Annotated in this window: 19 protein-coding genes and 2 pseudogenes; 9 read left to right on the top strand and 12 right to left on the bottom strand. The window is 64.6% G+C overall.

Annotated elements, in window-relative coordinates:
- Positions 1-69 precede the first annotated feature (69 nt).
- The 4 genes from IVA82_RS09680 to IVA82_RS09665 all read right to left on the bottom strand — a co-directional run bounded on the left by IVA82_RS09680 (position 70) and on the right by IVA82_RS09665 (position 4,095).
- Positions 70-612, bottom strand: coding sequence for a TIGR03809 family protein (locus IVA82_RS09680; RefSeq protein ID WP_247383255.1), 543 nt, complete (start codon positions 610-612; stop codon positions 70-72).
- 484 nt (positions 613-1,096) lie between these two features.
- Positions 1,097-2,818, bottom strand: a complete 1,722-nt coding sequence (locus tag IVA82_RS09675; protein WP_247383254.1) for a S8 family serine peptidase — start codon at positions 2,816-2,818, stop codon at positions 1,097-1,099.
- Positions 2,819-2,833: 15 nt separating this feature from the next.
- On the bottom strand, positions 2,834-3,529 hold the full coding sequence (locus tag IVA82_RS09670; RefSeq protein ID WP_247383253.1) for a hypothetical protein: 696 nt from the start codon (positions 3,527-3,529) through the stop codon (positions 2,834-2,836).
- Entirely contained in the window at positions 3,526-4,095 is a 570-nt protein-coding gene (locus IVA82_RS09665; protein WP_247383252.1) for a sigma-70 family RNA polymerase sigma factor, read from the bottom strand. The genes IVA82_RS09670 and IVA82_RS09665 overlap by 4 nt, the downstream gene beginning before the upstream one ends.
- 428 nt (positions 4,096-4,523) lie before the next feature.
- On the opposite strand from IVA82_RS09665, the gene IVA82_RS09660 reads away from it, so the two are divergent.
- Both IVA82_RS09660 and IVA82_RS09655 read left to right on the top strand, forming a co-directional pair.
- The gene (locus IVA82_RS09660) at positions 4,524-5,681 is read left to right on the top strand and encodes a GGDEF domain-containing protein (RefSeq protein ID WP_247383251.1); all 1,158 of its coding nucleotides are present in this window, start codon (positions 4,524-4,526) and stop codon (positions 5,679-5,681) included.
- A gap of 63 nt (positions 5,682-5,744) precedes the next feature.
- Positions 5,745-6,848, top strand: coding sequence for a DUF2336 domain-containing protein (locus tag IVA82_RS09655; protein ID WP_247493281.1), 1,104 nt, complete (start codon positions 5,745-5,747; stop codon positions 6,846-6,848).
- A gap of 22 nt (positions 6,849-6,870) precedes the next feature.
- Here IVA82_RS09655 and paoC read toward each other — a convergent pair whose 3' ends face one another.
- The 5 genes from paoC to IVA82_RS09630 form a co-directional block, all read right to left on the bottom strand.
- Positions 6,871-9,081 carry an aldehyde oxidoreductase molybdenum-binding subunit PaoC gene (paoC, locus tag IVA82_RS09650; RefSeq protein ID WP_247383249.1) on the bottom strand — a complete coding sequence of 737 codons (2,211 nt, stop codon included), beginning with the start codon at positions 9,079-9,081 and terminating at the stop codon, positions 6,871-6,873.
- 3 nt (positions 9,082-9,084) lie between these two features.
- The gene (locus IVA82_RS09645) at positions 9,085-10,035 is read right to left on the bottom strand and encodes a xanthine dehydrogenase family protein subunit M (RefSeq protein WP_247383248.1); all 951 of its coding nucleotides are present in this window, start codon (positions 10,033-10,035) and stop codon (positions 9,085-9,087) included.
- Positions 10,032-10,685, bottom strand: coding sequence for an aldehyde dehydrogenase iron-sulfur subunit PaoA (gene paoA, locus IVA82_RS09640; RefSeq protein ID WP_247383247.1), 654 nt, complete (start codon positions 10,683-10,685; stop codon positions 10,032-10,034). The genes IVA82_RS09645 and paoA overlap by 4 nt, the downstream gene beginning before the upstream one ends.
- 251 nt (positions 10,686-10,936) lie before the next feature.
- Positions 10,937-11,575: a DUF1109 domain-containing protein gene (locus tag IVA82_RS09635; RefSeq protein ID WP_247383245.1), complete on the bottom strand. Its 639-nt coding sequence runs from the start codon at positions 11,573-11,575 to the stop codon at positions 10,937-10,939.
- Between the two features lies 1 nt (position 11,576).
- Complete coding sequence (locus IVA82_RS09630; RefSeq protein WP_247383243.1) at positions 11,577-12,122, bottom strand: sigma-70 family RNA polymerase sigma factor; 546 nt, start codon at positions 12,120-12,122, stop codon at positions 11,577-11,579.
- Positions 12,123-12,410: 288 nt separating this feature from the next.
- Between IVA82_RS09630 and IVA82_RS09625 the strand changes: the two genes are divergently transcribed.
- The 5 genes and pseudogenes from IVA82_RS09625 (at position 12,411) to IVA82_RS09605 (ending at position 17,233) form a co-directional block, all read left to right on the top strand.
- Positions 12,411-13,115: a hypothetical protein gene (locus tag IVA82_RS09625; protein ID WP_247383241.1), complete on the top strand. Its 705-nt coding sequence runs from the start codon at positions 12,411-12,413 to the stop codon at positions 13,113-13,115.
- Positions 13,116-13,229: 114 nt separating this feature from the next.
- Entirely contained in the window at positions 13,230-14,009 is a 780-nt protein-coding gene (locus IVA82_RS09620; protein WP_247383239.1) for an enoyl-CoA hydratase, read from the top strand.
- Between the two features lie 235 nt (positions 14,010-14,244).
- Positions 14,245-15,642 (top strand): TolC family outer membrane protein, encoded by a 1,398-nt coding sequence (locus IVA82_RS09615; RefSeq protein WP_247383274.1) that lies wholly within the window; start codon positions 14,245-14,247, stop codon positions 15,640-15,642.
- 24 nt (positions 15,643-15,666) lie between these two features.
- Positions 15,667-16,221, top strand: a pseudogene (locus IVA82_RS48925) (hypothetical protein).
- A 49-nt stretch (positions 16,222-16,270) separates the two neighbouring features.
- Positions 16,271-17,233, top strand: coding sequence for an amidohydrolase family protein (locus IVA82_RS09605; protein WP_247383236.1), 963 nt, complete (start codon positions 16,271-16,273; stop codon positions 17,231-17,233).
- 5 nt (positions 17,234-17,238) lie between these two features.
- On the opposite strand, the gene IVA82_RS09600 is transcribed toward IVA82_RS09605, so the two are convergent.
- The 3 genes from IVA82_RS09600 to IVA82_RS09590 form a co-directional block, all read right to left on the bottom strand.
- Positions 17,239-20,355, bottom strand: a complete 3,117-nt coding sequence (locus IVA82_RS09600) for a CusA/CzcA family heavy metal efflux RND transporter (protein ID WP_247383235.1) — start codon at positions 20,353-20,355, stop codon at positions 17,239-17,241.
- 151 nt (positions 20,356-20,506) lie between these two features.
- Complete coding sequence (locus IVA82_RS09595) at positions 20,507-21,751, bottom strand: efflux RND transporter periplasmic adaptor subunit (RefSeq protein WP_247383234.1); 1,245 nt, start codon at positions 21,749-21,751, stop codon at positions 20,507-20,509.
- Positions 21,752-21,896: 145 nt separating this feature from the next.
- Entirely contained in the window at positions 21,897-23,309 is a 1,413-nt protein-coding gene (locus IVA82_RS09590) for a CoA transferase (RefSeq protein WP_247383233.1), read from the bottom strand.
- 55 nt (positions 23,310-23,364) lie between these two features.
- Here IVA82_RS09590 and IVA82_RS09585 point away from each other — a divergent pair, with 55 nt between their 5' ends.
- Both IVA82_RS09585 and IVA82_RS09580 read left to right on the top strand, forming a co-directional pair.
- Positions 23,365-23,652 (top strand): hypothetical protein, encoded by a 288-nt coding sequence (locus IVA82_RS09585; RefSeq protein ID WP_247383231.1) that lies wholly within the window; start codon positions 23,365-23,367, stop codon positions 23,650-23,652.
- Positions 23,653-23,980: 328 nt separating this feature from the next.
- A pseudogene (locus tag IVA82_RS09580) lies at positions 23,981-24,221 on the top strand (IS110 family transposase); the annotation flags it as partial.

Genomic DNA, 24,221 nt, shown 5'->3' with positions numbered 1-24,221 from the left:
TCCCCAGAGTTCACCTGGCCTTGGCCAGGACGACGGCGGCGTGTTTGGCCGGCACCAGAGCTTCAGAAGCTAAAACGTGTTCCGCAGCAGCGGGTACTTCGCCTCGATGCCGTCGAAGCTCAGGGTGAACTCAACGACGCGGTCGGGGGCTGCGACGATTTCGCCGGCCGGGGGCGAGAACTGCTGCAGAAGCGCTGCAAGCGGCGCGATCGGGGCTTCGGTGATTTCGGCAAGCACGTCCGGCGTGGGAACGAGCGCCACGGGCACGGCGGTCTCGGGCGCGATGTGCACGGCCTTCGGCTGTACGGTCTGCACCTGTTCGCGCGGCGCGATGCGAGGCATCGTCGCAGGCGACCAGCCGAATGCGGGCGTTACGCTCGCCGCCGCCACAGCCACGTCCTCGCCGGTTGTGATGGCACGCCAGGTCTGAACGGCGCGCTTGGCTTCCTGGATGTTTTCGAGGAACGCGAGCTCGGAGTGATAGCGGCGCCAGCGTCCGGTCTCGAACATTTCAGTCAAATGTTCCAGCCGCTGCTCAGCAAGCGCGCACCAGCGCGCTGCAATGTCGCGGCCGCAAGCCACGGCGCGCACAGACTCTTGGCGATGTGTCATGGACCAGCCCGTCAGGAGAAAAATACGGACGCGGGGACGCAACGCACACGAATCAATTTAAACGCGACATGAATATTTTGTGGAAAAGTTTTGGCTTGTCCAGCAACGACACGATATTCGTCGTCAAATTCCGTAGTCGTGCGGAGTTTTAAGAGGTTTTCGAGTCAAGCCTCGCACAAGCATAGTGCGCCTGCGGCGCGCCGCCGGGGCGATAGCCGTGATGCAGCCGCGATCTCTCAACCAGAAGCTGATGTCGCGCGCCGCCTCAATGAATTGGAGATCAGAAAAGAAGAGACCCGTCCGGGGGGACAACCGGACGGGTCGAGCCATATAAGCGCTTGGGGTGGATGGGCGCTCGCGCCTGATATGACTGATGGGGAGGGATGACCGCTCCCACATAATTTGGTCGTGGCAGCCGGCTGGAACGTTCAATGCGGCGCTCGATTTTCTGGCTATCGCGCCGCGTGCAGCTTTGTCGCAGCCGTTATCGCGTCGGCTGCCTATCCGCCTGAGAAACCGTGGATTTATCGTCCGCGCTCGACAGCGAGGGTTGCTCTATTGCGCGGACGCCAGGCTCGTCGCGACGCGTCCCGATATCTTCACGTTTAGTTGTACCGGATGCGGCGGCGACGGGCGTCGCGCTGTCGGCCGGAACAGCCATGACTGCGGCAAACGCGTCGGCCTCACCGTCGCCGAACAGATCGTCTCGGCCCGGTGAACCGAGGTCGCGCGCGGTCTTTGCAAGCGTCAAGCGCAACGCTTCCGGCTTCAGCGCGTAATTGCGTTCCAGCAGCAGTGCCGCGACGCCGGAGACATAGGCGGCCGAGAACGAGGTGCCCGACGTCATCTGATATTTGCCGTCCGGCGCCGGCAGGAAGATGTCGACGCCGGGTGCGGCAAGCGCGATGTAATTGCCGCGGTTGGACGCGGTGAACAGCCTGTCCTGCTGGTCGGTGGCGCTGACCGCGATGACGTTGGGATTGGCGGCGGGGTAGAGCGGCGGCGACTTCGACCCCGCATTGCCAGCCGCCGCAATCAGCACCAAGCCGCGCGCGGCGGTCGCCGCAATGGCGCGTTCGATCACCGCGTCTTTCGGACCGGCAAAGCTCATATTGACGATCTGCGCGCCGTGCTCGGCGGCATAATTCAGCGAGCGCAGGATGACGTAGGAAGAGCTCTCGGCACCGCCCGTGGTGCCGCCGAAGGCGCGGATGGCGATGATGCGCGCCTCCGGCGCGCTGCCCATCAGCCGCGCATGCGCGACGATGGCGCCGGCGATGCCGGTGCCGTGGACGTGCGGGCCCTCGGTGCTGCCGAGCGCATCGAAGTTGTCGGCGATGGAATTGGCAAGCTCCGGATGCCTGGCGTCGATCCCGGAATCGATCACAGCGACCGTGACGTTGGCGCCGTGCGCCAGTGTGTGGGCCTGCGGCAGGCGCAGCCTTGCCAGCGCATATTGCGCCGGGTCGCCCTCGGTCGGCACCGACGATCTCTGGTCCTGGAGCATGTAGCGGAAGTTCGGCTGGAGCGAGCGTACGCTGGCATCGCCGGCAAATTCGCGCCGCACGGTTTCGGACGGGCGCCCGTCGGTGATGCGGAACAGGCCGATCGTGGCCCCGACCAGCGGAAAATTCTCGGAATCGATGCGCTCCAAGCCGTGCCTCCGGGCAAGCTCGTCGGCTTCGGTCAGCGACAGAGCACTATCGATCTCGGCGACGAATTCGTTGGCGAAGGTTCGCAGGTTCGCGGTAACCGGCGTCTTGTTGCGGCGGCCGTTGCCGGCGCTCTTTTTGCCGGACTTTCGGGAGCCGTCGCCATCCGCGTTCGGTTGCGCCAAGCACTCGCCGGCGGCGTCACGATACGGCGCGGTGCAGGCCGGATAGAGGTTCGGCGAGTAGCGCGCATAGGGCAGCACGACGGTCGGCGCCATCCGCGCCGACGAGATCCGCGCGGTCGTCACCACACGGGGAGCGCGATCGACGGCAACCACTCTTGCGGCAGCGCCCGGGCCGACCCGTGCGGCAACGCTGGGAGAGATGGTCGGCGTACGCGAGGGGACACTGATCGTCGGCGTCCGCATGATGGCCTGTGCGTGCGCGACCTCGATGCCTAGACAGGCGGCGAGCAGGAGCGCGGCTCCGACCGACGAAGCGTAGGCGCCTGCTCTTACCCCACCATTGGACTTGCGATTGGACTTGCGCGGCATGATCTCAGGGACGTCTTACGGCGCCGCCACGGCGAGATTGACGAACTTTTCGCGCTGCATCTTGCCGAGCAGCGAGGCGAGCTCGTCCTGGCTCATCGCCCTGTCGAACTGGAGGCGGAACATACCGCCCTTGGCGCCGTCGATGATCGAGGCCTGATAGCTGCCGAGCAGCGAGGTGATGTCGGCCACGCGCGCCTCGGGCGTGAAACGCACCAGCGCGCGCGCCGGTGCGGAGGCGGCTCCCAGCTCGCGCGTGATCGGGGCGTTGGTGGAGAGCGAGGCCGTCTGAAAGGTTGCGGTCTGGCTCTTCATCAGCACGGCGCCAATGACACCGGCCTGGAGCAGCAGCGCGATCGCGCCGAGGCTTGCCGACCAGGCCAGCGCGCGGGGCGACAGGCTCGCGAAGAAGGTCGAGATGCGCGCCGATAGCGGCAGCGCGCCCGTTGCCCGCGCAGGCTCGGCGTCGATCGCGGCGAACAACTTCTGCATCGCGCGTGCCGACGGCGCGCCGAGGCTCTCGTTCAAATGGATGGTTTCCTCGTACTCGCCGCGGATCGCAGCATATTGCCTGGCGAGTGCCGAATCCCGCGCCAGCGCCTCCTCGACGCGGCGGGCGTCACGGGCGTTCAGCGTGCCGGCGGCATGCCACGGCAGCAGCATCTCGATTTCACTGGGCTCTTGCTCCAGCATCTTCTTGCTCAATGCCATCATGGCCAGCCTCGTTCAATGCCGGCTGCCTTCAGCAGTTCGGCCAATTTCTTGCGCGCATAGAACAAGCGCGTCTTCACAGTGTTCTCCGGTATCCCGACGATTTCGGCCACTTCTTCCACGGACTTCTCGTGGTAGTAGACGAGATCGACGATTTCCCGATGGTCCGGCGAGAGGCCCGTCAAACACTCCCGCAACGCTGCACTGGTATCCTTCTTCTGCACCACCGTTTCCGGATCGTCTGACGTATCCTCGATCGCATTCGCGGCGGCGTCGTCCAACTCAAAATCCTTCCTGCGCCGGAGCGCAGACAGGGCCTTGAATCGGGTGATTGCCAGCAGCCAGGTGGAAACGGCGGATCGGCCCTCGAACTTGCCGGCTTGGCGCCAGACGTCGAGAAATACCTCGCTGATGAGGTCTTCCGCCTTCTGCTCGTCCCGCACGAGCCTCAGACCGAACCGATACACCCTGACATGGTGCCGCCCGTACAGCACCTGCATGGCGAGCCGGTCGCCTTGAGCGATCCGGGCGATCAGGATCTCGTCCGAAGCCGCCTGTGTCACGCTCAAAGGCCGTCTCGCAAGATTGGTCGGGTCGGAACGGCGGACGGTTCGACGGAAGATGCAAGAATCTTCAACCTACCGCGTTCATACGGGCGCCTGTGTGATCTACCCCACATCGGCGTATTTTCCTGTAGCCGTCCAGGGCGCCGGACCGCCCTCATCCGTGTCGGTAACATAATACTAAAACACTTTCCCGCCGAAGACCGCGCAAGGCCCCGCGACCTTACCAAGCCTCGGTCCATAGCACAGCCTTACACAGCGCATCCTGAAGGCCCCGCGGCCCGATTGCCGGCGATCCCTAATCGCTCGCTAATTTCCCTATCGGATCAAGACCGTTTTGGCGGTGCAGCAAGCCTAGATTCGCCGGGCGAGGATACCAAACCTAAAGGCTTGCCACGTAGATTTTTGGACTGACATCCACCAATGGCGAGACCATGAGCACGGCCGCGACATCCCTCCCGGACCGGAATGCCGCAGAAGCTGCGGATCTCGCGTTGACCTCCGACGCGACGATGCCGGAGATGCGCGCGCGGCGGATGCGGCAGCGTCGCCAGATGTATGCCGGCCAGGTCGTAAGCTACTCGCTTGGCGCGTCGGTTCTGCTGCTTTATGCCCATGACGGCGCGGTCGCGATGGCCGTTCCCTCGCTGTTCTGGCTCGGCGGCCTGCTCATCATCGGCACGTTCACGGTGCTGTCGGAAGCCGGTGTCGGCGACCGCCACAGCGATCACTATCTCACCGTGTTCCAGATCTCAGCGCACATAGCGCTTCAGTTCGTGTTCCTGGTGTCGGCGCCGACAGTCGGGATCGCCTTCATCGCCGTCCTGTTCCTGATCTTCGCATTCGGTACGCTGCGCATGAGGTCGAGCCAGGCGATGGTCACCTGGGGTCTCGCAACCTGCGGACTCGGTTTGGTCTTCCTGGCCTCGGACCTGCCGATCGGACTTCCCGTCGGAACCCGCCTCGAGCGCACCGCCTCGATGCTTTGCTTCGTCCTGGTGATCGGCCAGTGCGCCTTTCTCGGGCTGTTCGGCGCCACGCTGCGGAAGATCCTGTACCGGCGCAGCATCGAGCTGAAGGCCGCATATCAGCGCATCGAGGAACTCGCCGAACTCGACGAGCTCACCGGCTCCTACAACCGCCGCTGCATCATGCGGCATCTCGACGCCGAGATTGAAATATCGCGGCAGGCGGCCGCGCCTTGCGCGATCGCACTGATCGATCTCGACTGGTTCAAGCGCATCAACGACGCGCACGGTCATCCCGTCGGCGACGAGGTGCTGCGCACTTTCGCAATCACGATTTTTGCCAACATCCGCCCCGCCGATCGTTTCGGCCGTTACGGCGGCGAGGAATTTTTGCTGTTGCTGCCGGGAATGGCGGGCGACGTCGCGTCGCGCATGCTCGATCGGCTGCGCGGAATCGTCGCGGACCTCGACTGGAGCGCATTCTCCCCCGGCATGCGCGTGACGATTTCAGCCGGCGTCGTAACGCTGCACGACAACGATACTGCCGACACGTTTCTCGCGCGCGCCGACCGCGCGCTCTATTCGGCCAAGGCGCAAGGGCGCAACTGCATTGCATCGAGCTGACCAATCCATTTCCTCCAGGGCGCGCAGAAGCCGCCGCGGGATCGAACGCTCCAGGACAGGGCTATGAGATCCAAATCCGCCAAGCCAGCCGAAAACCTGCTCGACGAATTGCAGGCGGCACTCTCGCACGGCACCGTCGTGCGCCGCGTCGAGACGCTGCGCCGGATCACCGATCTCTTCGTCAACAACGCGGTGGACTATTCCGACGACCATGTCCGGCTGTTCGACGACGTGTTCCAGTGCCTGATCGGGCAGATCGAAACGTCGGCCAGGGCGCTGCTTGCCGACCGCCTCGCGCCGATGGCGGCCGCGCCGCCCAAAACCATCCGCACGCTCGCGCTCGACGAGGTCATCGAGGTCGCCGGCCCCGTCCTGACGAAGTCGGAGTGCCTGGATGAGGTAACCCTGATCGAGATTGCGCACAGCAGGGGCCAGGCGCATCTCAAGGCGATCTCGCTTCGGCGGGTGCTCTCCGAAGCATTGAGCGACGTGCTGGTGACGCGCGGCGACGAAGAGGTGGTGCAATTGACCGTCAAGAATCCGGGCGCGCAGCTCTCCGAGGGAAGCCTCACCGAGCTCGTCATACGCGCCGAACGCGACGACGACCTCGCCAGCTGCATCGGCCTGCGGCCCGACCTGCCGCGCCATCATTACCTGAAGCTGGTCGCGAAAGCGTCGCTCAGCGTGCGCAAGAAGCTCGAAGCTGCCCATCCGGAGCTCGCCGAAGAAGTCTCGAGTGTGGTGCAGGAAGCCGCCCAGCGCGTTCGCGCCGCCGCCGTGACGAGGCAGATCGAGATGGCGCGGGCGCTGGTGAAGTCGCTGCACGACGACGGCCGTCTCAATGAATTCCAGGTCGCGACCTTCGCCGAGCAGGGCAAGTTCGACGAGACCAGCGCAGGGCTCGCCGCGCTCGCTGGCGTCTCGGTCGAGACTGCCGAGAGCATCATGATCGAGAGCCGCACCGAGGGCGTGATGCTCCTCGCCAAGGTCGCGGGCATGTCGTGGCCGAGCGTGCGCGCCATTATCGCCATGCGCGAAAAATTATCCGGCGGTTCGCAGACGGACACGCTGACCCTGCGCAACACGTACGAGGCCCTGCGCAGCTCGACCGCGCAGCAGGTGCTGCGCTTTCACCGCATGCAACAGGGCGCGACGCCGGCGGCGTGAGGACCGCGTGCCGCCGCCAATGTCAGGCATCGGGCATGCGATGCAGCAGCTTGTCGAGCGTGATCGGGTAGTCCCGCACGCGTACGCCGATCGCATTGTAGATGGCGTTGGCCAACGCCGCAGCGACGCCGCATAGCCCGAGTTCACCGATCCCCTTGGCCTTCATCGGCGAAGACATCGGGTCGGTTTCGTCCAGGAAGATCGTATCCTGGTGCGGAATGTCGGCATGGACGGGGACTTCGTAACCGGCGAGATCATGGTTGACGAAGAGGCCGGTGCGCTTGTCCACCGCCAGCTCTTCCATCAGCGCCGCACCGACGCCCATCGTCATTGCGCCGATCACCTGGCTGCGTGCGGTCGTCGGGTTGAGGACACGGCCCGCGGCACAGACGGCGAGCATGCGGCGAACCCGGATCTCCGCGGTCGCTGCGTCCACGCCGAGCTCGACGAAATGTGCGCCGAACGTCGATTGCTGATGGGTCTTGGCGAGATCGCCATATTCGATCGAATCCTCCGCCACGAGCTCGCTTTCGGAAGCCGCCTGTCCCAGCGGGGCGCTCCGGTTGCCCCAGGACACTTGTCCATCCGAGAAGGCGACGTCTGCAGAGTTGAAGCCGAGCTTCTGCGCCACCGCCTCGCGCAGCTTGACGCAGGCTGCATAGACGCCCGATGTCGAGTTGTTCGCACCGAACTGGCCGCCGGAGCCGGCTGACACGGGGAAACGGGAGTCGCCGAGGCGCACCACGACCTTTTCGACCGGCACGCCCATCATCTCCGCCGCGGTCTGGGCGATGATGGTGTAGCTGCCTGTTCCGATGTCCGTCATATCGGTCTCGACAGTCACGATCCCGCGTCGGTCGAGACGGACGCGCGCACCCGACTTCATCAGAAGGTTGTTGCGGAACGCGGCGGCCATGCCGACGCCCACCAGCCAACGGCCTTCACGCCGCTTGCCAGGCTCGGCATTTCGCGCGCTCCAACCGAAGCGTTCCGCGCCAAGACGCATGCATTCCACGAGTTGACGCTGCGAGAAAGGACGGTTGGGATGTTCGGGATCGACCTGGGTGTCGTTGCGCGCGCGGAATTCGATCGGATCGAGATTCAATCGCTCCGCCATCTCGTCCATGGCGATCTCGAGCGCCATCATGCCAGGCGCCTCTCCGGGAGCCCGCATGGCGTTGCCCTCGGGCAGATCGAGCATGGCCAGACGCAACGCCGTCATTCGGTTCTCGCCGGAATAGAGCAGACGGGTCTGCTGGACCGCCGTCTCCGGCCTGCCGTCCGGTAAATTGCCCGACCAGCTCTCGTGTCCAATCGCGGTGATCTTGCCATCCCGGGTCGCGCCGATGCGAATTCGCTGGATGGTCGCCGGACGATGCGTCGTGTTGTTGAACATCAGGGGACGCTGCATCGCGACCTTGACCGGACGCTTCGCAGCACGGGCGCCGAGTGCCGCGAGGACCGCGTCCGACCGGAGAAACAATTTTCCGCCAAACCCCCCTCCGATGAAGGGCGAAATGAGGCGAACGTTCTCTTTCGGCAAGCCAAGCGTCTTTGCGACGTCCTCGGTCGTCCAGGCGATCATCTGGTTGGATGTCCACAGCGTCAGCTTGTCGCCCTCCCAGGCCGCCATCGACGCATGCGGCTCCATCATGGCATGGGCTTGATCCGGGGTGGTGTAGGTCGCATCAAGCTGCACCGGCGCGGCGGCGAAGGCACCCGGAAAATCGCCGACGGTCGTATCTGGCTGGCTATCACCGCGACCGGGAGGTTTGGCGGCACCGTCCCGTCCGGCCGACAGGTCGAACGAGCCCTTCGCCGCGTTGTAGTTGACCTGGACAAGATGGGCCGCGGCACGGGCCTGCTCGAACGTTTCGGCGACGACGACCGCGACGGCCTGGTGATAATGGTCGATCTCGGGGCCGCCGAGCAGCTTCGCCGTGTTGTAATTGCCCTTGCCGAGCTTGCCGGCATTCTCGGCTGTGACGATCGAGATGACACCCGGCGCGGCTTTGGCGCGGGACAGATCGATCGACGCGATCCGGCCCTTGGCGATGGCAGACCCGACAATGTAGCCGTAGGCAGGTGCAGGGCGCGAGCCGGCGTCGTGCCATTCATGAGCGTAGGTTGCCCTCCCCGTCGTCTTGAGAGGACCGTCGATCCGGCTCGTCGCATGCCCGATGATCTTGAGCTGGTCGATCGGATTCGTGGTCGCGGGCGTATCGAACTTCATGGCTCAGCCCTTCGCTTCGGCCAGCACGGCGGCGAGCGTGCGCTCGACCAAGGCCAGCTTGAATACGTTATCCCGCGTCGGCCGGGCACCGTCGAGCAGACGTGCTGCGACGGCCTTGGCGCCGCGTGGCATCTCGGCTTCCGCTGCCTCGATCCGCCACGGCTTGTGAGCGACACCTCCGACGGCGACACGACCTGATCCATCGCGCTGGACGATCGCTCCGACCGAAACCAACGCGAATGCGTAGGAGGCGCGGTCACGCACTTTCCGGTAAATATGCGTTCCGCCAGCGGGTCTTGGAAGCGTCACGGACGTGATCAGTTCGCCGGCCGCAAGCGTCGTCTCGATGTGCGGCGTGTCTCCCGGCAGACGGTGGAGATCGGCGATCGGAATATTTCGGGTCGAACCGTCCGGACGAACCGTCTGGACGGTCGCATCGAGGGCCCGCATGGCAATCGCCATGTCGCTCGGGTGCGTCGCGATGCAGGCATCGCTGGAGCCGATCACCGCATGCTGGCGGGTCACGCCGCCGATGGCGGCGCAGCCGCTGCCGGGGGCGCGTTTGTTGCACGGCTGGTTGGTGTCATAGAAATACGGGCAACGCGTTCGCTGCAGCAAATTGCCGGCCGTGGTCGCCTTGTTGCGCAATTGCCCGGACGCGCCGGCAAGCAGCGCGCGCGAGAGCAGACCATAGTCACGCCGGACCCGCGCGTCGGCAGCCAGGATCGTGTTGCGCACCAGGGCACCGATCCGCAAGCCACCTTCGGGCGTCGGTTCGATCTTATCGAAGGCCAGGCCGTTGACGTCGATCAGATGAGCCGGCGTCTCGATTTCAAGCTTCATCAGGGCGAGCAGATTGGTGCCGCCGGCGATGAATTTGGCGTTGCCGGTCTTCACGGCAGCGGACGCAGCCGCCGCGGGCGAATTCGCCTTCTCATAGGTAAAGGACTTCATGCAGGCCTCCCGGCAACCTCGGTGATCGCCTCGGCGATGTTGGAATAGGCGCCACAGCGGCAGATGTTGCCGCTCATGCGCTCGCGCAGTTCAGCGTTCGTCAATTGCAGGGCGGCATTCAGGTCGCCAGTAACGTGACTGGGAATTCCGGCCTTGATCTCATCCAGCACGGCAACGGCCGAGCAGATCTGTCCCGGCGTGCAATAGCCGCACTGGAAACCATCGTGCTTGACGAAGGCGGTCTGCATCGGATGCATGTGTTCCGGTGTACCAAGCCCCTCGATCGTGATGACGTTGTCGCCTTCATGCATGACCGCCAGCGTCAGACATGAATTGATACGCTGTCCGCCGACGATCACGGTGCAGGCACCGCATTGACCATGGTCGCAGCCCTTCTTGGTGCCGGTGAGATGGAGATGTTCGCGCAGCGCATCGAGAAGTGTGGTGCGGGTATCCAGCTTGAGCGCGCGGAGCTCATGGTTGACGCTGAGAGAAACCGTCGCCATCACGGGCTCCTCAGCCATGAGAGGAGATCCGGCGGCGGAATTCTGGGCCTGGGCGGCGCGCGGCGCGGCGCCGACCGCAACTGACGTGGCGGTTCCGATCAGAAGGTTCCGCCGCGACATTTCGAATGCGCTGGGTTTTCGCATGGTTGGGCATGTCCCTTGCTACAGCAGCGTCCGGCGACGCTCTGGCTAGAAGTCTTCCAACCGAGGTTAGTTTCCAGGTGCGATCTGGCTTAGCCCTTCACGATGGCATGAACCTATGTCCGCCATTCATGAATTGAGTCGCATCGCGCGCATGTGAAGCACCGACGCCGCGGATAAGGGACGTTGCGCCATATTACGGAGTGCGCCGGCTCGCAGACTTTGATGGGCACGTGCTTCAACGGGCCGCAGGCTCAGTAGCGCAGCACTTTCGATCCCACCAGCGCACCGATCGCGGTCACCAGCGCGGTTGCGAGCGTGTACCAGGTCGCGACGAACAACGGGGAGTCGTCGGTGCAGTGCGAGGCATAGAGCGTCGCGGCGAGCCCGGCCGACGCCAGACCGGCGAGCGCGCCTGCGAGCGCAGGGCGCGACGGCGCGCCATGCCGCAGACCGAACAGCGCGCCAGCAAGCAGCGGCAGCGACATCGCCGGGATCGCGGACAGGCACACCCTGGAGTTCTTGCCGACCATTCGCATCGTCATCGGCATCGCCGGCGCCATCATCATCTCGCCGCCGATCGCGACGGCAAGCAAGCCGACGGGAAGCAGCAGCAACCAGCCCCAGCCACGCAAAAGAGCCTCAGGCCGCGACAGGTGCAGGCTGACGATGATGGCGGGAATCGCGAGCGACAGCGTCACCGCGAACTTCATGTCGAAGAACGGATTGCGCATGGCGCTCATCAGGTCGTGACGCACGCCAAGGAAGGTGGCGAAAATCAGGATCGACAAGGGTGCGGCCACCAGCAGCGCCATGGTCAGCATGGCGCCGACGCGCGGGGCGCGGTGGGCATTATCGGCCGCAAGCGTGCGAATGAGTTGGTCGGTATCCATCCTAGTGGTCCCGCAGTTTGGCGGTGAGGGCCGAAAGTCCGCGATGCAGCGCGACCCGCACCGCGCCTTCGCTCATCGAAAATCTTGCCGCCGTATCCTTGATCGAGGCGCTTTCGACCGCGATCGACTGCAACACGTCACGCTGGCGCTGCGGCAAGGTATCGAGCTGCGCCGCGACCTCGCCCGCGGACGCCGTCTCCTGCGGCGCCTCACCCGGCAGCGTCTCGGCGAAGTCGTCGATGTTGACGAAGATCCGCCGGCCCCGCCGCCGCAGCGCATCGATCAGCTTGTTGCGGCCGATCGCGAACAGCCAAGGCGCGAAGGAGGCTTCGCTGTCCCAGGTGTGTCGCTTCAGATGCACCGCCAACAAAATCTCCTGCACGATATCCTCGGCCTGGTCGGGAGGCTGCCCGGCCCGCGCCAGGCCGCGCCTCGCGGCAGCGCGCAGCACCGGCGTGACCGCCCTCAACAGACGATGATACGCTGCATCATCCCCTCCCATGGCCGACCGCATCAGGCCGGTCCACTCGTCCTCACGTCCGCGCACGCGCGCTCCTACACGGCAATTCGGCCGCTCTTTCAATTTGTTACGCCGGCACTCCAGGGGATCACGAAGTCGTGATCAGGACGCAACCCAAAGGCTCCGATCCAGCCTAAAGGCCGGGAGGCTCATAACACCGATCGGTTCGACTCGCATCCGGGTGGCTGGGGCGCTGCCCTGATTTGCCCCGCTTTCGCCCGGTCTAGCCCGAAGATTCCCATTTTTTGCCCCGCTGTCGTCATGCGCCGGGGTCTCTGTTCGGTTCGGGATGGCGCAATCGGGGAGACCCTCAACATGTTGAAAGCCAGCAGGCGTGCGGCATTGCTTCTTTTGGCCGCGGTATTCGTGCTGTTCGGGGACGCGGCGCAGGCGGCGCCAAGCTCGGCTGCAAGCTCCAAGCCGGACGGTGCGAGCAAGCAGGCAGATGAGGTCAAATCCGGCAAGCAGCGGCGCCGAGATTCTCATCAGGATTCTCACCATCGCACAGATAGCAAGACGGCGCAGAAATCATCGGGCGACAGCGCCGACAAGAAAGAGGCGGCAAAGGCCGACGACGCCAAGGCTGGCGATGCAAAGGCTGGCGATGCAAAGGCCGCCAGCGACGTGCCGGCCTCCAGCCAGATGCCGCCCGCAGTCGCCGACGCCAATGCACAGCTCGCGGCCGGCGATACGCCGCCCGCGGCGGCAGCCTCCGCGATGACCGGTCGCGCCAACGACAATGTGCAGGCAGCGGCCGATGATACCGCCACCTCCGGCTCCGAGAACCAAGTGGTCCCACCCGACCAGCTCAACGACCTCGACCGTGCCCTGCAACAGGACAACCCGACTGCGCAGAAGGCGGTTATTGCCGCGACCGACGCACAACCGCGGCCGGCGCCGGTGATGGCGAGCAGCCAGCAGAATTCGGCCTGGGACCAGAGTTCGCTGATCGGCAAGATCTTCATCGGCGTCGGCACGCTGCTGACGCTGGCCTCCGCCGCGCGCATGTTCATGGCCTGACGGCCGGTTCCGTAAGGACGCGCGGCACGCGCGTCCCTGCGGGGCGTTTGGCCCTCTTGAAGCCCACCGCGCCAGCGGGCACATTGCCCGCTCATTCAAATGCGTGGGTGGAGCATGAGCACATTCGATCACATCATCGTCGAAAGCAAAGGCGCGGTCGGCATCATCAAGCTGAACCGGCCGAAGATGCTCAACGCGCTCTCCTTCGGCGTGTTCCGCGAGATCGCCTCCGCCGTCGACGATCTGGAGGCCGATGACGTGATCGGCTGCATCGTCGTGACCGGCAGCGAGAAGGCCTTTGCCGCTGGCGCCGACATCAAGGAGATGCAGCCGAAGGGCTTCATTGACATGTTCTCCGAGGACTTTGCCGCGATTGGCGGCGATCGCATCGCGCGCTGCCGCAAGCCGACGATTGCCGCGGTCGCAGGCTATGCGCTCGGCGGCGGCTGCGAGCTCGCGATGATGTGCGATTTCATCATCGCCGCCGACACCGCCAAATTCGGCCAACCCGAGATCACGCTCGGCACCATTCCGGGCATCGGCGGCACCCAGCGCCTGACGCGCGCGATCGGCAAGTCCAAGGCGATGGACCTTTGCCTCACCGGCCGCATGATGGATGCAGCCGAAGCCGAGCGAAGCGGCCTCGTCAGCCGCATCGTGCCCGCTGACAAGCTGATGGACGAGGTGATGGCGGCGGCCGAGAAGATCGCCGCGATGTCACGGCCCGCAGTCGCGATGGCCAAGGAAGCGGTCAACCGCGCCTTCGAGACCACGCTCGCCGAGGGCATGAGCGTCGAGCGCAACCTGTTCCATTCGACCTTCGCGCTGGAAGACCGCTCGGAGGGCATGGCGGCGTTCATCGAGAAGCGCAAGCCGGTGAACAAGAACCGCTAAGGCGAGCACCGGCAAGACAAGCGCAGGTAAGGCTGGTGCAAGGCTCTGACGCCTCCAGCAGAATCCCTGTGACGAAGCTGCAACAAGCACGGAATACATGGGGGTTTTGCCCGCGGCAGTTTGCCTGCGGGACCGGCGCTGGTTAAACAGGTACGAGGGCGACTGTCGGCGGGGGCGGACAGCCGAAAGTTTGCGGGATTACATGATTGGGCGTGCCGCCAGAGCTGGTCGCGTGATGATGCGGCATCGATTGGGCGTGGCTCCTGTCCTGGCGACATGGACCGCGCTGGCGCTTTCCTGCGTCGTGACTGCCACCGCCAAGGCTGAAGCCTTGCCGGAAGCGCTGGCAAAAGCCTACCAGACCAATCCGCAGCTCAATGCCGAGCGCGCGCGGCAGCGCGCCACCGACGAGAACGTGCCGCAGGCGCTCGCCGGCTACCGCCCGCAGATCGTGGCAAGCCTCAGCGCCGGTCTGCAATCGGTGCGCAATTTGCTGCCTGACAACACCATCCAGACCGCAAACCTGAAACCATGGATTATCGGCGTCACCGTGACGCAGACCCTGTTCAACGGCTTCCGTACCGCCAACAGCGTGCGGATGGCGGAGCTCCAGGTGCAGTCGGGCCGCGAGGCGCTGCGCAATGTCGGTCAGGGCGTGCTGCTGGACGCGGTGACCGCCTACACCAACGTGCTGGCCAACCAGTCGCTGGTCGAGGCCCAGCGCTCCAACGTCGCGTTCCTGCGCGAGACGCTCGCCGTCACTCAGCGCCGCCTCAACGCCGGAGACGTCACGCCGACCGACAGTGCACAGGCCGAGGCCCGGCTCAACCGCGGGCTCGCCGATCTCAATGCCGCCGAAGTCGCGCTGGCGGTGAGCCAGGCGACCTACGCCCAGGTGGTCGGAAATACGCCGTCGCAGCTTCGGCCCGCCGAGGTCGTCGATCGCTATCTGCCAAGGAGCCGCGAGGACGCGATGACGATGGCGATCCGCGAGCATCCTGCGGTGATGGCAGCTAGCTTCGACGTCGATGTCGCCTCCACCACCATCCGCATCGCCGAAGGCACGCTGCTGCCGAGCGCGAGCATTCAAGGCAGCGCCAGCCGCAGCCGCAACAACGACCCGACGCTCGGCACCCTCGCAGAAGACCAGGCCTCGATCGTCGCCAACGTCACCGCACCAATCTATGATGGCGGCCAGGCCGCCTCGCAGACGCGGCAAGCCAAGGAGATCACGGCGCAGAGCCGGCTCGTGCTCGACCAGGTGCGCAACCAAGCGCGCACGGCAGCGACGAGCGCCTGGGTCACCAATGAGGGGGCCAAGATCGCCGTCTCGGCCTCGGAGTCCGAAGTGAAGGCGGCAAGCGTGGCATTGCAAGGCGTGCAGCGCGAAGCGGCCGGCGGACAGCGCACGACCGTCGACGTCTTGAACTCGCAGGCCGACCTGATCCAAGCCAGGGCCCGCCTGATCGGTGCGCTGCGCGACCGCGTGATCGCGTCCTACACGCTGCTGAGCGCTGTCGGCCGCCTCGACGTCAAGACGCTGAGCCTGAACACGCCGGACTACCTACCCGAGGTGCACTACCAGCAGGTCCGCGACGCCTGGCACGGGTTGCGCACGCCGTCGGGGCAGTAGTCTCAAATCTTCTGGCCGGTGCCGATGAAGAGTCGTCGCATCCATCTGATGGGAGCTTCAGGCTCCGGCGTGACGACGCTCGGTCGCGCGCTCGCCGACAGGCTTGCCCTCCCCATCACGACAGCGATGATTATTTCTGGTTGCCGACTGCGCCGCCCTACCAGACCACGCGCCCCGCCTCCGAGCGCCTGCGCCTGATGCGCGAGATGTTTCTGCCGAGTCTCGATTGGGTGCTGAGCGGATCCGTCACCGGCTGGGGCGAGGAGCTCATGCCGCTCTTCGATCTCGTCGTCTTCGCGGCCGCGCCGCGCGAAATCCGGTTGATGCGATTGCGCGCGCGAGGCCGCCCATTTCGGCGCCGATGCCGTCGCGCCGGGTGGCTGGCGCCATGACGAGACCGAAGCGTTCATCGAATGGGCCTCCCATTACGAGGCCGCTGATCGCGAAGGCCGCAATCTTGCAAAGCATGAAGCGTGGCTCGCCGGCCTGCCCTGCCCGGTGGTACGCGTTGACGGCTCACGCCCGCTTGCGGACCTTGTCGAGCAGCCATGCAGCGAAGCGCAACGGTTGTCCGGCTGATGTGATATTCTTCCGGTGCCCGTCGCCAAAAGATAAGCAGGGGACAACCATGCTCAACCGACGCAGCCTCCTGCTTGTCTCCCTTGCCGCCGGAGTAGCGATGACCGACAAAGCCCGCGCCAAGCCGTCGCAGCCCGCGACGCAGGTCAATTTCGACGTGCCGCCGCATGCCTGCGACTGCCACACTCATATCCATGACGATGTCGAAAAGTTTCCGTTCTTCGCCGGGCGCGTCTATACGCCGGAGCCGGCGAGCCCGGAAGAAATGGCGGCACTGCACAAGGCGCTGCATATCGAGCGGGTGGTGATCGTCACCCCGAGCGTCTACGGGACCGACAACTCCTCCACCCTGTTCGGCATGAAGGCGCGCGGCGCGACCGCGCGCGGGGTCGCCGTGATCGACGACAAGACGACGGAGGCGGAGCTCGATGCGATGCAGGCGGACGGCTTCCGCGGCATCCGCATCAATCTCGCGACCGGCGGCATCAGCGATCCCAATGTCGGCCGCGCCCGCTTCACGGCGGCCGTCGAGCACATGAAGGCGCGCGGCTGGCACGTGCAGCTCTACACGACGCTGCCGATGATCTCGGCGATCAAGGACCTGGTGCTGGCCGCACCGGTGCCCGCCGTGTTCGACCATTTCGGCGGGCTCGAGGCTTCGCTCGGACTGGAGCAGCCGGGATTCTCCGACCTGGTCGCGCTCGTCAAATCCGGCAAGGCCTATGTGAAGATTTCGGGAGCCTACCGCTCGTCTAAGCTCGCACCCGACTACCAGGACATGGTTCCCTATGCCCGCGCGCTGATCGCGGCGAACGCGGATCGCATCGTCTGGGGCACCGACTGGCCGCATCCGGATTCGAGCCAGGTGCCGGGCCGAAAAGCAACCGACGTCGCGCCGCTCTACCAGATCGACGACGGCCGCCTGCTTAATCAGCTTCCGGTGTGGGCGCCGGATGCGGATGTCCGCAAGAAGATCCTGGCCGACAATCCGGCGCGGCTTTACGGGTTCTGATTGCCCTAGCGCGCGCGTCGCGAGAAGAAGGAGATCAGCACCGGCAGGGTCACTAGGATCACGACCGGCGCCAGCATCATGCCGGTGACGACCACGACGGCGAGCGGCTTTTGCACCTGCGAGCCGATGCCCTCCGACAGGGCGGCAGGCAGCAGACCGATGCCGGCGACGACGCAGGTCATCAGCACCGGCCGGAGCTGCAATTCGCCGGTGCGGATCACCGCGCTCATGCGGTCCATGCCTTCGTCGATCAGCTGGTTGAACTGCGACAGGATGATGATGCCGTCCATCACGGCGATGCCGAACAGCGCGATGAAGCCGATGGCGGCGGAGACGCTGAACGCCGTACCGGTGATCAATAGCCCGAGCACTCCGCCGAAGATCGCCATCGGGATCACGCTCATGGCGAGCAGCGTGTCGGTCATCGAGCCGAAATTGAACCAGAGCAGGACGCCGATCAGCGCCAACGAGATCGGTACCACGATCGACAGCCGCCGGATCGCGTCCTGAAGATTGCCGAACTCGCCGACCCAGTCCATGTGCGCGCCGGGCGGCAATTGTACCTGATCGGCGATCTTCTGCTGCGCTTCGCGGATCGCGCTACCGAGGTCGCGCTCGCGCACCGAGAACTTGATCGGGAGATAGCGCTCCTGCTGCTCGCGGTAGATGTACGCCGCACCCGAGACGAGGCTGATGCTGGCGACCTCGCTGAGGGGGATCTGCGTGACGGTGCCGTTCGGGCCGGGCGCGCCGATCCGCAGGTTCTGGATCGCCTCGGCGCTCCTGCGGAATTCCGGCGCAAGGCGAACGATGATCGGGAAGTGGCGGTCGCTTCCGGGCTCATAGAGATCGCCCGCGGTGTCGCCGCCGATCGCGACCTTGATGGTGGCGTTGATGTCGCCGGGCGCGAGCCCATAGCGCGCGGCCTTGGCGCGGTCGATGTCGATCTGGATGGTCGGCTGTCCGAGCGAGGTGAACACCGCAAGGTCGGTGACGCCCTGCACCGTCGCCAGCACCGACTTGATCTTGTTGGCGGTGTCGGTGAGCGCCTGCAGATCGCTGCCGAACAGTTTGATCGAGTTCTCGCCCTTCACGCCGGAGACGGCTTCGGAGACGTTGTCCTGGAGATATTGCGAGAAGTTGAACTCGACCCCGGGGAAGCGGTCGTCGAGCTGCTTGAGCAACTGCGCGGTCAGTTCCTCCTTGTCATGCGTGCCGGGCCAATCGCTGGCGGGCTTGAGCGGCGCAAAAAATTCGGCATTGAAGAAGCCCGCCGCGTCGGTGCCGTCATCCGGACGGCCGTGCTGCGAAACCACGGATTCCACTTCGGGCCGGGCGCGTATCAGCTTGCGCATCTCATTGACGTAGGTGTTGCCTTCCTGGAGCGAGATGGTCGGCGGCAGCGTGGCGCGGATCCACAGATTGCCCTCCTCCAGCTTGGGCAGGAATTCGAGGCCGAGCAGCCGGCTGAGCGCCACCGTCATCAGCACGAGACCGAGCGCGCCCGCGAGCATGATCTTGCGGTTGGCGACCGCCCAATTCAGCACCGGCATGTAGATCCGGTGCAGGATCAGCATGATCCTCGTCTCGGTCTCCTCGACATGCGCGGGCAGGATGATCGCGGACAGCGCCGGGGTGACGGTGAAGGTCGCAAGGAGCCCGCCGGCGAGCGCGTAGGCATAGGTACGCGCCATCGGTCCGAAGATGTTGCCCTCGACGCCGGAGAGCGTGAACAGCGGCAGGAACGCGGCGATGATGATGGCCGCGGCAAAGAAGATAGAGCGCGACACATCGGCCGCGGCGCTGAGGATGGCATGGCTCTTCATGCCGAACAGCGTCTCGGGCGAGACATGCTCGAATTCGGTGAGCGGCGTGGTTTGCGTCAGGCGGCGGAAGATCGCTTCCACCATGATGACGGTGGCATCGACGATCAGGCCGAAATCGATCGCACCAACCGACAACAAGTTTGCCGATTCCCCGCGCAACACCAGGATGATCACGGCAAAGAACAGCGCAAACGGAATGGTGGCGCCGACGATCAGCGCGCTGCGCAAATTGCCGAGGAAAATCCATTGCAGCAGCACGATCAGCAGAATGCCGACCACCATGTTGTGCAACACGGTGTGGGTGGTGAGCTCAATCAAGTCGCCGCGGTCGTAGATGCGCTCGATGCGCACGCCGGGCGGCAGGATGCTGGAATTGTTGATGGTTTGAACGAGTTGGTGGACGCGCTTGATCGTCGGCGAGCTCTGCTCGCCACGGCGCATCAGCACGATGCCCTGCACGATGTCGTCGGCCTCGTCGAGGCCGGCGATACCGAGACGAGGCCTCTGGCCCACCGTAACCGTGGCGACGTCCTTCACCAGCACCGGATTGCCGCCGGTCTGGGCCACCATGGTGTTGGCGAGGTCGTCAATGGACCGGATCAGACCCACGCCGCGCACCACGGCCGATTGCTGGCCGATATTGACGGTGTTGCCGCCGACATTGACGTTGGAGTTGCCGACGGCCTGGAGCAATTGCGGCAGCGTCAGACCGTTGGCGACCAGCTTGTTGAAGTCGACCTGAAGCTCATAGGTCTTGCTCTTGCCGCCCCACCCCGTCACGTCGATCACGCCGGGTACGGCGCGGAAGCGGCGCTGGAGGATCCAGTCCTGGATGGTCTTGAGGTCGAGCACGCTGTAGTTCGGCGGACCGACCAGCCTGTAGCGGAAGATTTCGCCGATCGGGCTGAGCGGGGATATCTGCGGCTGCACGTTGCCCGGCAGCGGCGCAAGCTGCGCCAGGCGGTTCAACACCTGCTGCAGCGCCTCGTCATAGGTATAAGCGAAGGAGAACTGGAGTTTGACGTCGGAGAGGCCGTAGAGCGAGATGGTGCGGATGGTCGTGAGGTTCTTCAGACCGGCGACCTGGGTCTCGATCGGGATCGTGATGTAGCGTTCGATCTCCTCCGCCGACAGGCCGGGGCTCTGCGTCACGATGTCGACCATCGGCGGGGTCGGGTCGGGATAGGCTTCGATGTTGAGCTGATTGAACGCGATCAGGCCGCCGATCAATACGGCGACGAACATGCCGACCATCAGGAAGCGCCGGTTGACGGCAAGGGCGACGAGGCGATCCATTCAGGTCTTCAGGCGTTCTCCCTCGCCCCGCTTGCGGGAAGAGGGTTGGGGTGAGGGGGACTCTCCGCGAGGGCGCAATCCGACCTCTCCCCGCAAGCGGGGCGAGGTGAACTCGCGCGCTGAGTAGTTGATTCAATCAAGCGTCACTGCACTAGCTACCGGACGCCGCACGGTCGATGAACAAGCTGCCCTTGGTGATGATCTGCTCGCCGGGCTTGAGGTTGCTGGTGACCTCGACGAGACTGCCGTTGATGAGGCCGATCTTGATCTGGCGCAGTTCGACCGACCTGTCCTCGCGCGCGACCCAGATGCGGACCTGGTCGGCTTCATAGATCAACGCCTGCTTCGGCACGGCTGGCGCGGCGCGGTCGCCGGCGGAATAGATCGTGACGTTGGCGAACATCTCCGGCTTGAGCAGTCCGTCCTTGTTGTCGATGGTGGCGCGGACGAGGAGACGGCGGGTGCTGGGGTCGATCGCCGTGGCGACATAGTTGATCTTGGCGGTCAAGGGACGGCCCGGCAGCGCCATGACATTGACGGTGATGTCCTGCCCGATGCAGACCGAAGCTGCATCGCTTTCGCGTACGAAGGCGGTGAGCCAGACCGTGGAGAGATCGCCGATCACGAAGACCGGATCGCTGGCGCCGGAATTGACGTACTGGCCCGGACCGATCTTGCGCTGCACGACCGTGCCCGCGATCGGCGAGTAGATCGTGACCTCCGGATTGATGGCGCCCTTGTCCTGGAAAGTCTTGATAGTCTCGTCGGTGAATCCGAGGATGCGCAGCTTGTTTCGCGCAGCTTCCAGCGCCGTCGCCGAGGAGCGCACGTCGTTCTGCGCCTGGATCTGGGTCGCTTCGGCCTGCTGATAATCCTTCAGCGGAATGGCGTGGCCTTCATAGAGATCCTTGGCGCGCTTGAACTGAATGTCGGCGAGATCGACCGCCGACTTCGCCTTGTTCTGCGAGGTCATCGCCGTGATGAAATCGTTCTGCGCCTGCACGGTGTCGGCGGCCTCGATCGTGAACAGCGGTTGACCCTGCTTCAGACTCTCGCCGGGCTTGGCGAGCAGCTTGGTCACACGTCCGGCATAGGGCGAGAACACCGGCGTCGAGCGGTCCTCGTCGACCGCGACCTTGCCTTCGGTGACATATTCAGCCCGGAACGTCTTGGCCTTGACCGGCTCGATCGTCAGCGTCGCCCATTCGGACGGCGTCGGCGTGAAGTTCTGCGCATTCCTGCGCGACTGGCTGGAGATTTCGGAGTGGCTCTTCTGCTTGCCTCCTGTGGAGAGAAAGCCATAGGCGCCAGCGCCGGCAAGAGCTAGTAAAACTACGGATGCGATCATCCGCGGTTTTGTAAGCACCTGCAATCGCTTGGTCTTTTTAACTACCATGGGGCCCGGTCTAGTCTGCGACGATCTCGGCAAATGACTGCGTGATCGATCGCGCTAATAGTGCCGAATTCAGATTTCAAACAACCTAAAAAGTACCGATCGCCTTTCGGTTTGCGTTAAAATTTTGCGACACGTCAGCTCCACGTCAGGTTCGCACCGGCCATTCGGGCGGATGACTGCCGAGCGGCATCGCCGGACGGCTCCATAGTGCCGGCGTTTTCGACATCACCGCTGAATGCTTCACTGCCTTCAACGTGCCGAAGCCAGATGGTATGCTCTCGATGAATGCAGCATGTACGGCCTCGCCCGTAAGATCCGGGGTGTTCAAACCATGCTCGAGCCGGCCGAGATTCCACAGCCAACGCCCGGTCTGCGCCAGCGACACCCGCACGTGCCAGCTGCCGCCTTCGCGGACCTGACGGGCCTTGGCCATCATCGCGCCGAACGCCATCAGATAGCCTGTGGCGTGGTCGAGCATCTGTGCCGGCAATTCCTTCGGCCCATCGATGCCGGCAGCCCGTCCCTCGGCATGATTAAAGCCGGTCGTGGTCTGCACCAGGGAATCGAAGCCGCGCCGCTCCGCCCAAGGACCGGCATGGCCATAGGCCGATAGCGTGACGTAGACGATGCCGGGATTGATCTTCGCTACATCTTCCGGCGCAAAGCCGAGGGCTGCGAGGGCGCGCGGGCGATAGCCTTGCGAGAAGATGTCGGCGTCCTTCAGAAGTCCGCGCAATTGCGCTTGCCCCGCCTCGCTCTTGAGCTCGATGAACGTGGTGAGCTTGCCGCGGCCGGTATCGATGGTGAGCCAGGGAATGGCGGGCAGCTCAGGCCCCGAGACCAGAAGCACGTCCGCGCCGTGGGCCGCGAGCGTACGGCCGGCGACCGGGCCTGCGATCACGCGGGAAAGATCGAGCACGCGAAGGCCTGAGAGCGGACGATCGCCGCTCGACAACGGTCCGGGCCAGGGTTTTGGCGGGGCATCACCGATCTTCTCGATCGAGATCAGCGGCAATTCGACGAGCGCTCGTGCCTGCGGCAGCGCGGACCATTCGTCATGGCTGCGCATCAGGGCGACGACGCCGCCGGCGGCGTAAGTCGCAGTTTCAAAATCCTCGCCCTTCCATCGCATCAATGCGGCCTGCACTTTCTCGCGCTCCGGCTCGCAGCCGAGCACCTTGCAAACGGCGTCGCGGTGATGCCTGAAATTGGTGTGGCAGCGGACGAAGCGCCCATCGCCGGTCCTGTAGACGCCGGCAATCGCGTCCCAGGCTGGTGACGGTGGCTTGTCGTTGACGCGAAGATAACGCTCGGAGCGGCATTCGACGACGGCGTGACGCATGTCGACGCTGACGTCCTGCGCCTCGCCGCCGCGCATCTTCCAGATTTCGGCAGCGGCAAGGCCAGCCGCGGCGATCGTCGTCTGTCCGGCAACGGCAACCCGAAACGATGACGGGATCTGCGGCTCCTCGCCCGTCAGTCGCACGCGTTGCAGAGCTGTGGCGTCACCACCGACAGAAGTCCAGATGCCCTTGAGTATCTCGCTCGGACTTTGCATGCCTATCTGCTCCCGCTAACGTTGCAAGCTTTTCACGATCACGAAAGGGAATGCAATGACTGCCGTCGATCCCCTCACCGCCGGCGCCGTGCTCCTCGCAACGGCGGCCACGGACGCGGTCTATGTGATGTTCACGTCAGCCGTAGTCGCGCGCAAGCGCGTGCCGGCGGCGAGCTGGAGCGCGATCTGGTACCTGCTCTCCTCCTATGCCGTGATCAGCTACACGGAAAACGCCTTCTATGTCGCTTTCGCGGCGATCGGCTCCTGGGTCGGCGCCTACGTCTCGCTGACCTTCCTGCACCGCCCGCCCGGCGGCCCGCCGGTGGGGGCTGCGCCGGAGTGAAGGCGGGCGATGTGAATGCTTTCGTTGCCTAATCCCGTCATCCTGAGGTGCGAGGCTTGTGATGCGTATGCATCGCAAGCCGAGGCTCGAAGGATGAGCGGCCGCGCTGGTAGCCGGGCCGTCGTCCTTCGAGGCTCCTCGTGCGTTGCTTCGCACCGCACGTCTCGCGCCTCAGATCCTATGGGTGGCGGGTGGTCAGGAGAGGTAGGATTAGATTGCAAACCATCCAGCCTCGGAGGACCAAGATGATCAAGCTCGATCGCACTGAGACACCCGCCGCAGCGGAGCATGCCACGGTTTATCTGGCTTTTGAACTGAGCCAAGCGAAATGGAACTCGGCGTGTTGCTGCCGGGATCGCAGAAGCTGAGCCGCTATACGATCGGTGGCGGCGACCTGGCCGCCTTGACGGCCCGGCTTGCCGACATGCGCAAGAAGGCGGCCGCAGATGGCCGGCCGGTACGTGTTTTGTCGTGCTACGAGGCGGGTCTCGACGGCCACTGGCTGCATCGATGGCTGATGGGACAAAGTGTCATCAACCATGAAATCGATCCCTCCAGCATCGAGGTGA

This window comes from Bradyrhizobium sp. 142, assembly GCF_023074015.1.
Lineage (GTDB): Bacteria > Pseudomonadota > Alphaproteobacteria > Rhizobiales > Xanthobacteraceae > Bradyrhizobium.
Note: the sequence above shows the minus strand (reverse complement) of the source record. Positions and strands in the feature narration are given on the sequence as shown.

Excerpts from the sequence above, each read along its gene's own strand:
- IVA82_RS09680 (WP_247383255.1), bottom strand. The coding sequence starts at position 612 with ATGACACATCGCCAAGAGTCTGTGCGCGCCGTGGCTTGCGGCCGCGAC.
- IVA82_RS09675 (WP_247383254.1), bottom strand. The coding sequence starts at position 2,818 with ATGCCGCGCAAGTCCAATCGCAAGTCCAATGGTGGGGTAAGAGCAGGC.
- IVA82_RS09670 (WP_247383253.1), bottom strand. The coding sequence starts at position 3,529 with ATGATGGCATTGAGCAAGAAGATGCTGGAGCAAGAGCCCAGTGAAATC.
- IVA82_RS09660 (WP_247383251.1), top strand. The coding sequence starts at position 4,524 with ATGAGCACGGCCGCGACATCCCTCCCGGACCGGAATGCCGCAGAAGCT.
- IVA82_RS09655 (WP_247493281.1), top strand. The coding sequence starts at position 5,745 with ATGAGATCCAAATCCGCCAAGCCAGCCGAAAACCTGCTCGACGAATTG.
- paoC (WP_247383249.1), bottom strand. The coding sequence starts at position 9,081 with ATGAAGTTCGATACGCCCGCGACCACGAATCCGATCGACCAGCTCAAG.
- IVA82_RS09645 (WP_247383248.1), bottom strand. The coding sequence starts at position 10,035 with ATGAAGTCCTTTACCTATGAGAAGGCGAATTCGCCCGCGGCGGCTGCG.
- paoA (WP_247383247.1), bottom strand. The coding sequence starts at position 10,685 with ATGCGAAAACCCAGCGCATTCGAAATGTCGCGGCGGAACCTTCTGATC.
- IVA82_RS09635 (WP_247383245.1), bottom strand. The coding sequence starts at position 11,575 with ATGGATACCGACCAACTCATTCGCACGCTTGCGGCCGATAATGCCCAC.
- IVA82_RS09625 (WP_247383241.1), top strand. The coding sequence starts at position 12,411 with ATGTTGAAAGCCAGCAGGCGTGCGGCATTGCTTCTTTTGGCCGCGGTA.
- IVA82_RS09620 (WP_247383239.1), top strand. The coding sequence starts at position 13,230 with ATGAGCACATTCGATCACATCATCGTCGAAAGCAAAGGCGCGGTCGGC.
- IVA82_RS09615 (WP_247383274.1), top strand. The coding sequence starts at position 14,245 with ATGATGCGGCATCGATTGGGCGTGGCTCCTGTCCTGGCGACATGGACC.
- IVA82_RS09605 (WP_247383236.1), top strand. The coding sequence starts at position 16,271 with ATGCTCAACCGACGCAGCCTCCTGCTTGTCTCCCTTGCCGCCGGAGTA.
- IVA82_RS09600 (WP_247383235.1), bottom strand. The coding sequence starts at position 20,355 with ATGGATCGCCTCGTCGCCCTTGCCGTCAACCGGCGCTTCCTGATGGTC.
- IVA82_RS09595 (WP_247383234.1), bottom strand. The coding sequence starts at position 21,751 with ATGGTAGTTAAAAAGACCAAGCGATTGCAGGTGCTTACAAAACCGCGG.
- IVA82_RS09590 (WP_247383233.1), bottom strand. The coding sequence starts at position 23,309 with ATGCAAAGTCCGAGCGAGATACTCAAGGGCATCTGGACTTCTGTCGGT.
- IVA82_RS09585 (WP_247383231.1), top strand. The coding sequence starts at position 23,365 with ATGACTGCCGTCGATCCCCTCACCGCCGGCGCCGTGCTCCTCGCAACG.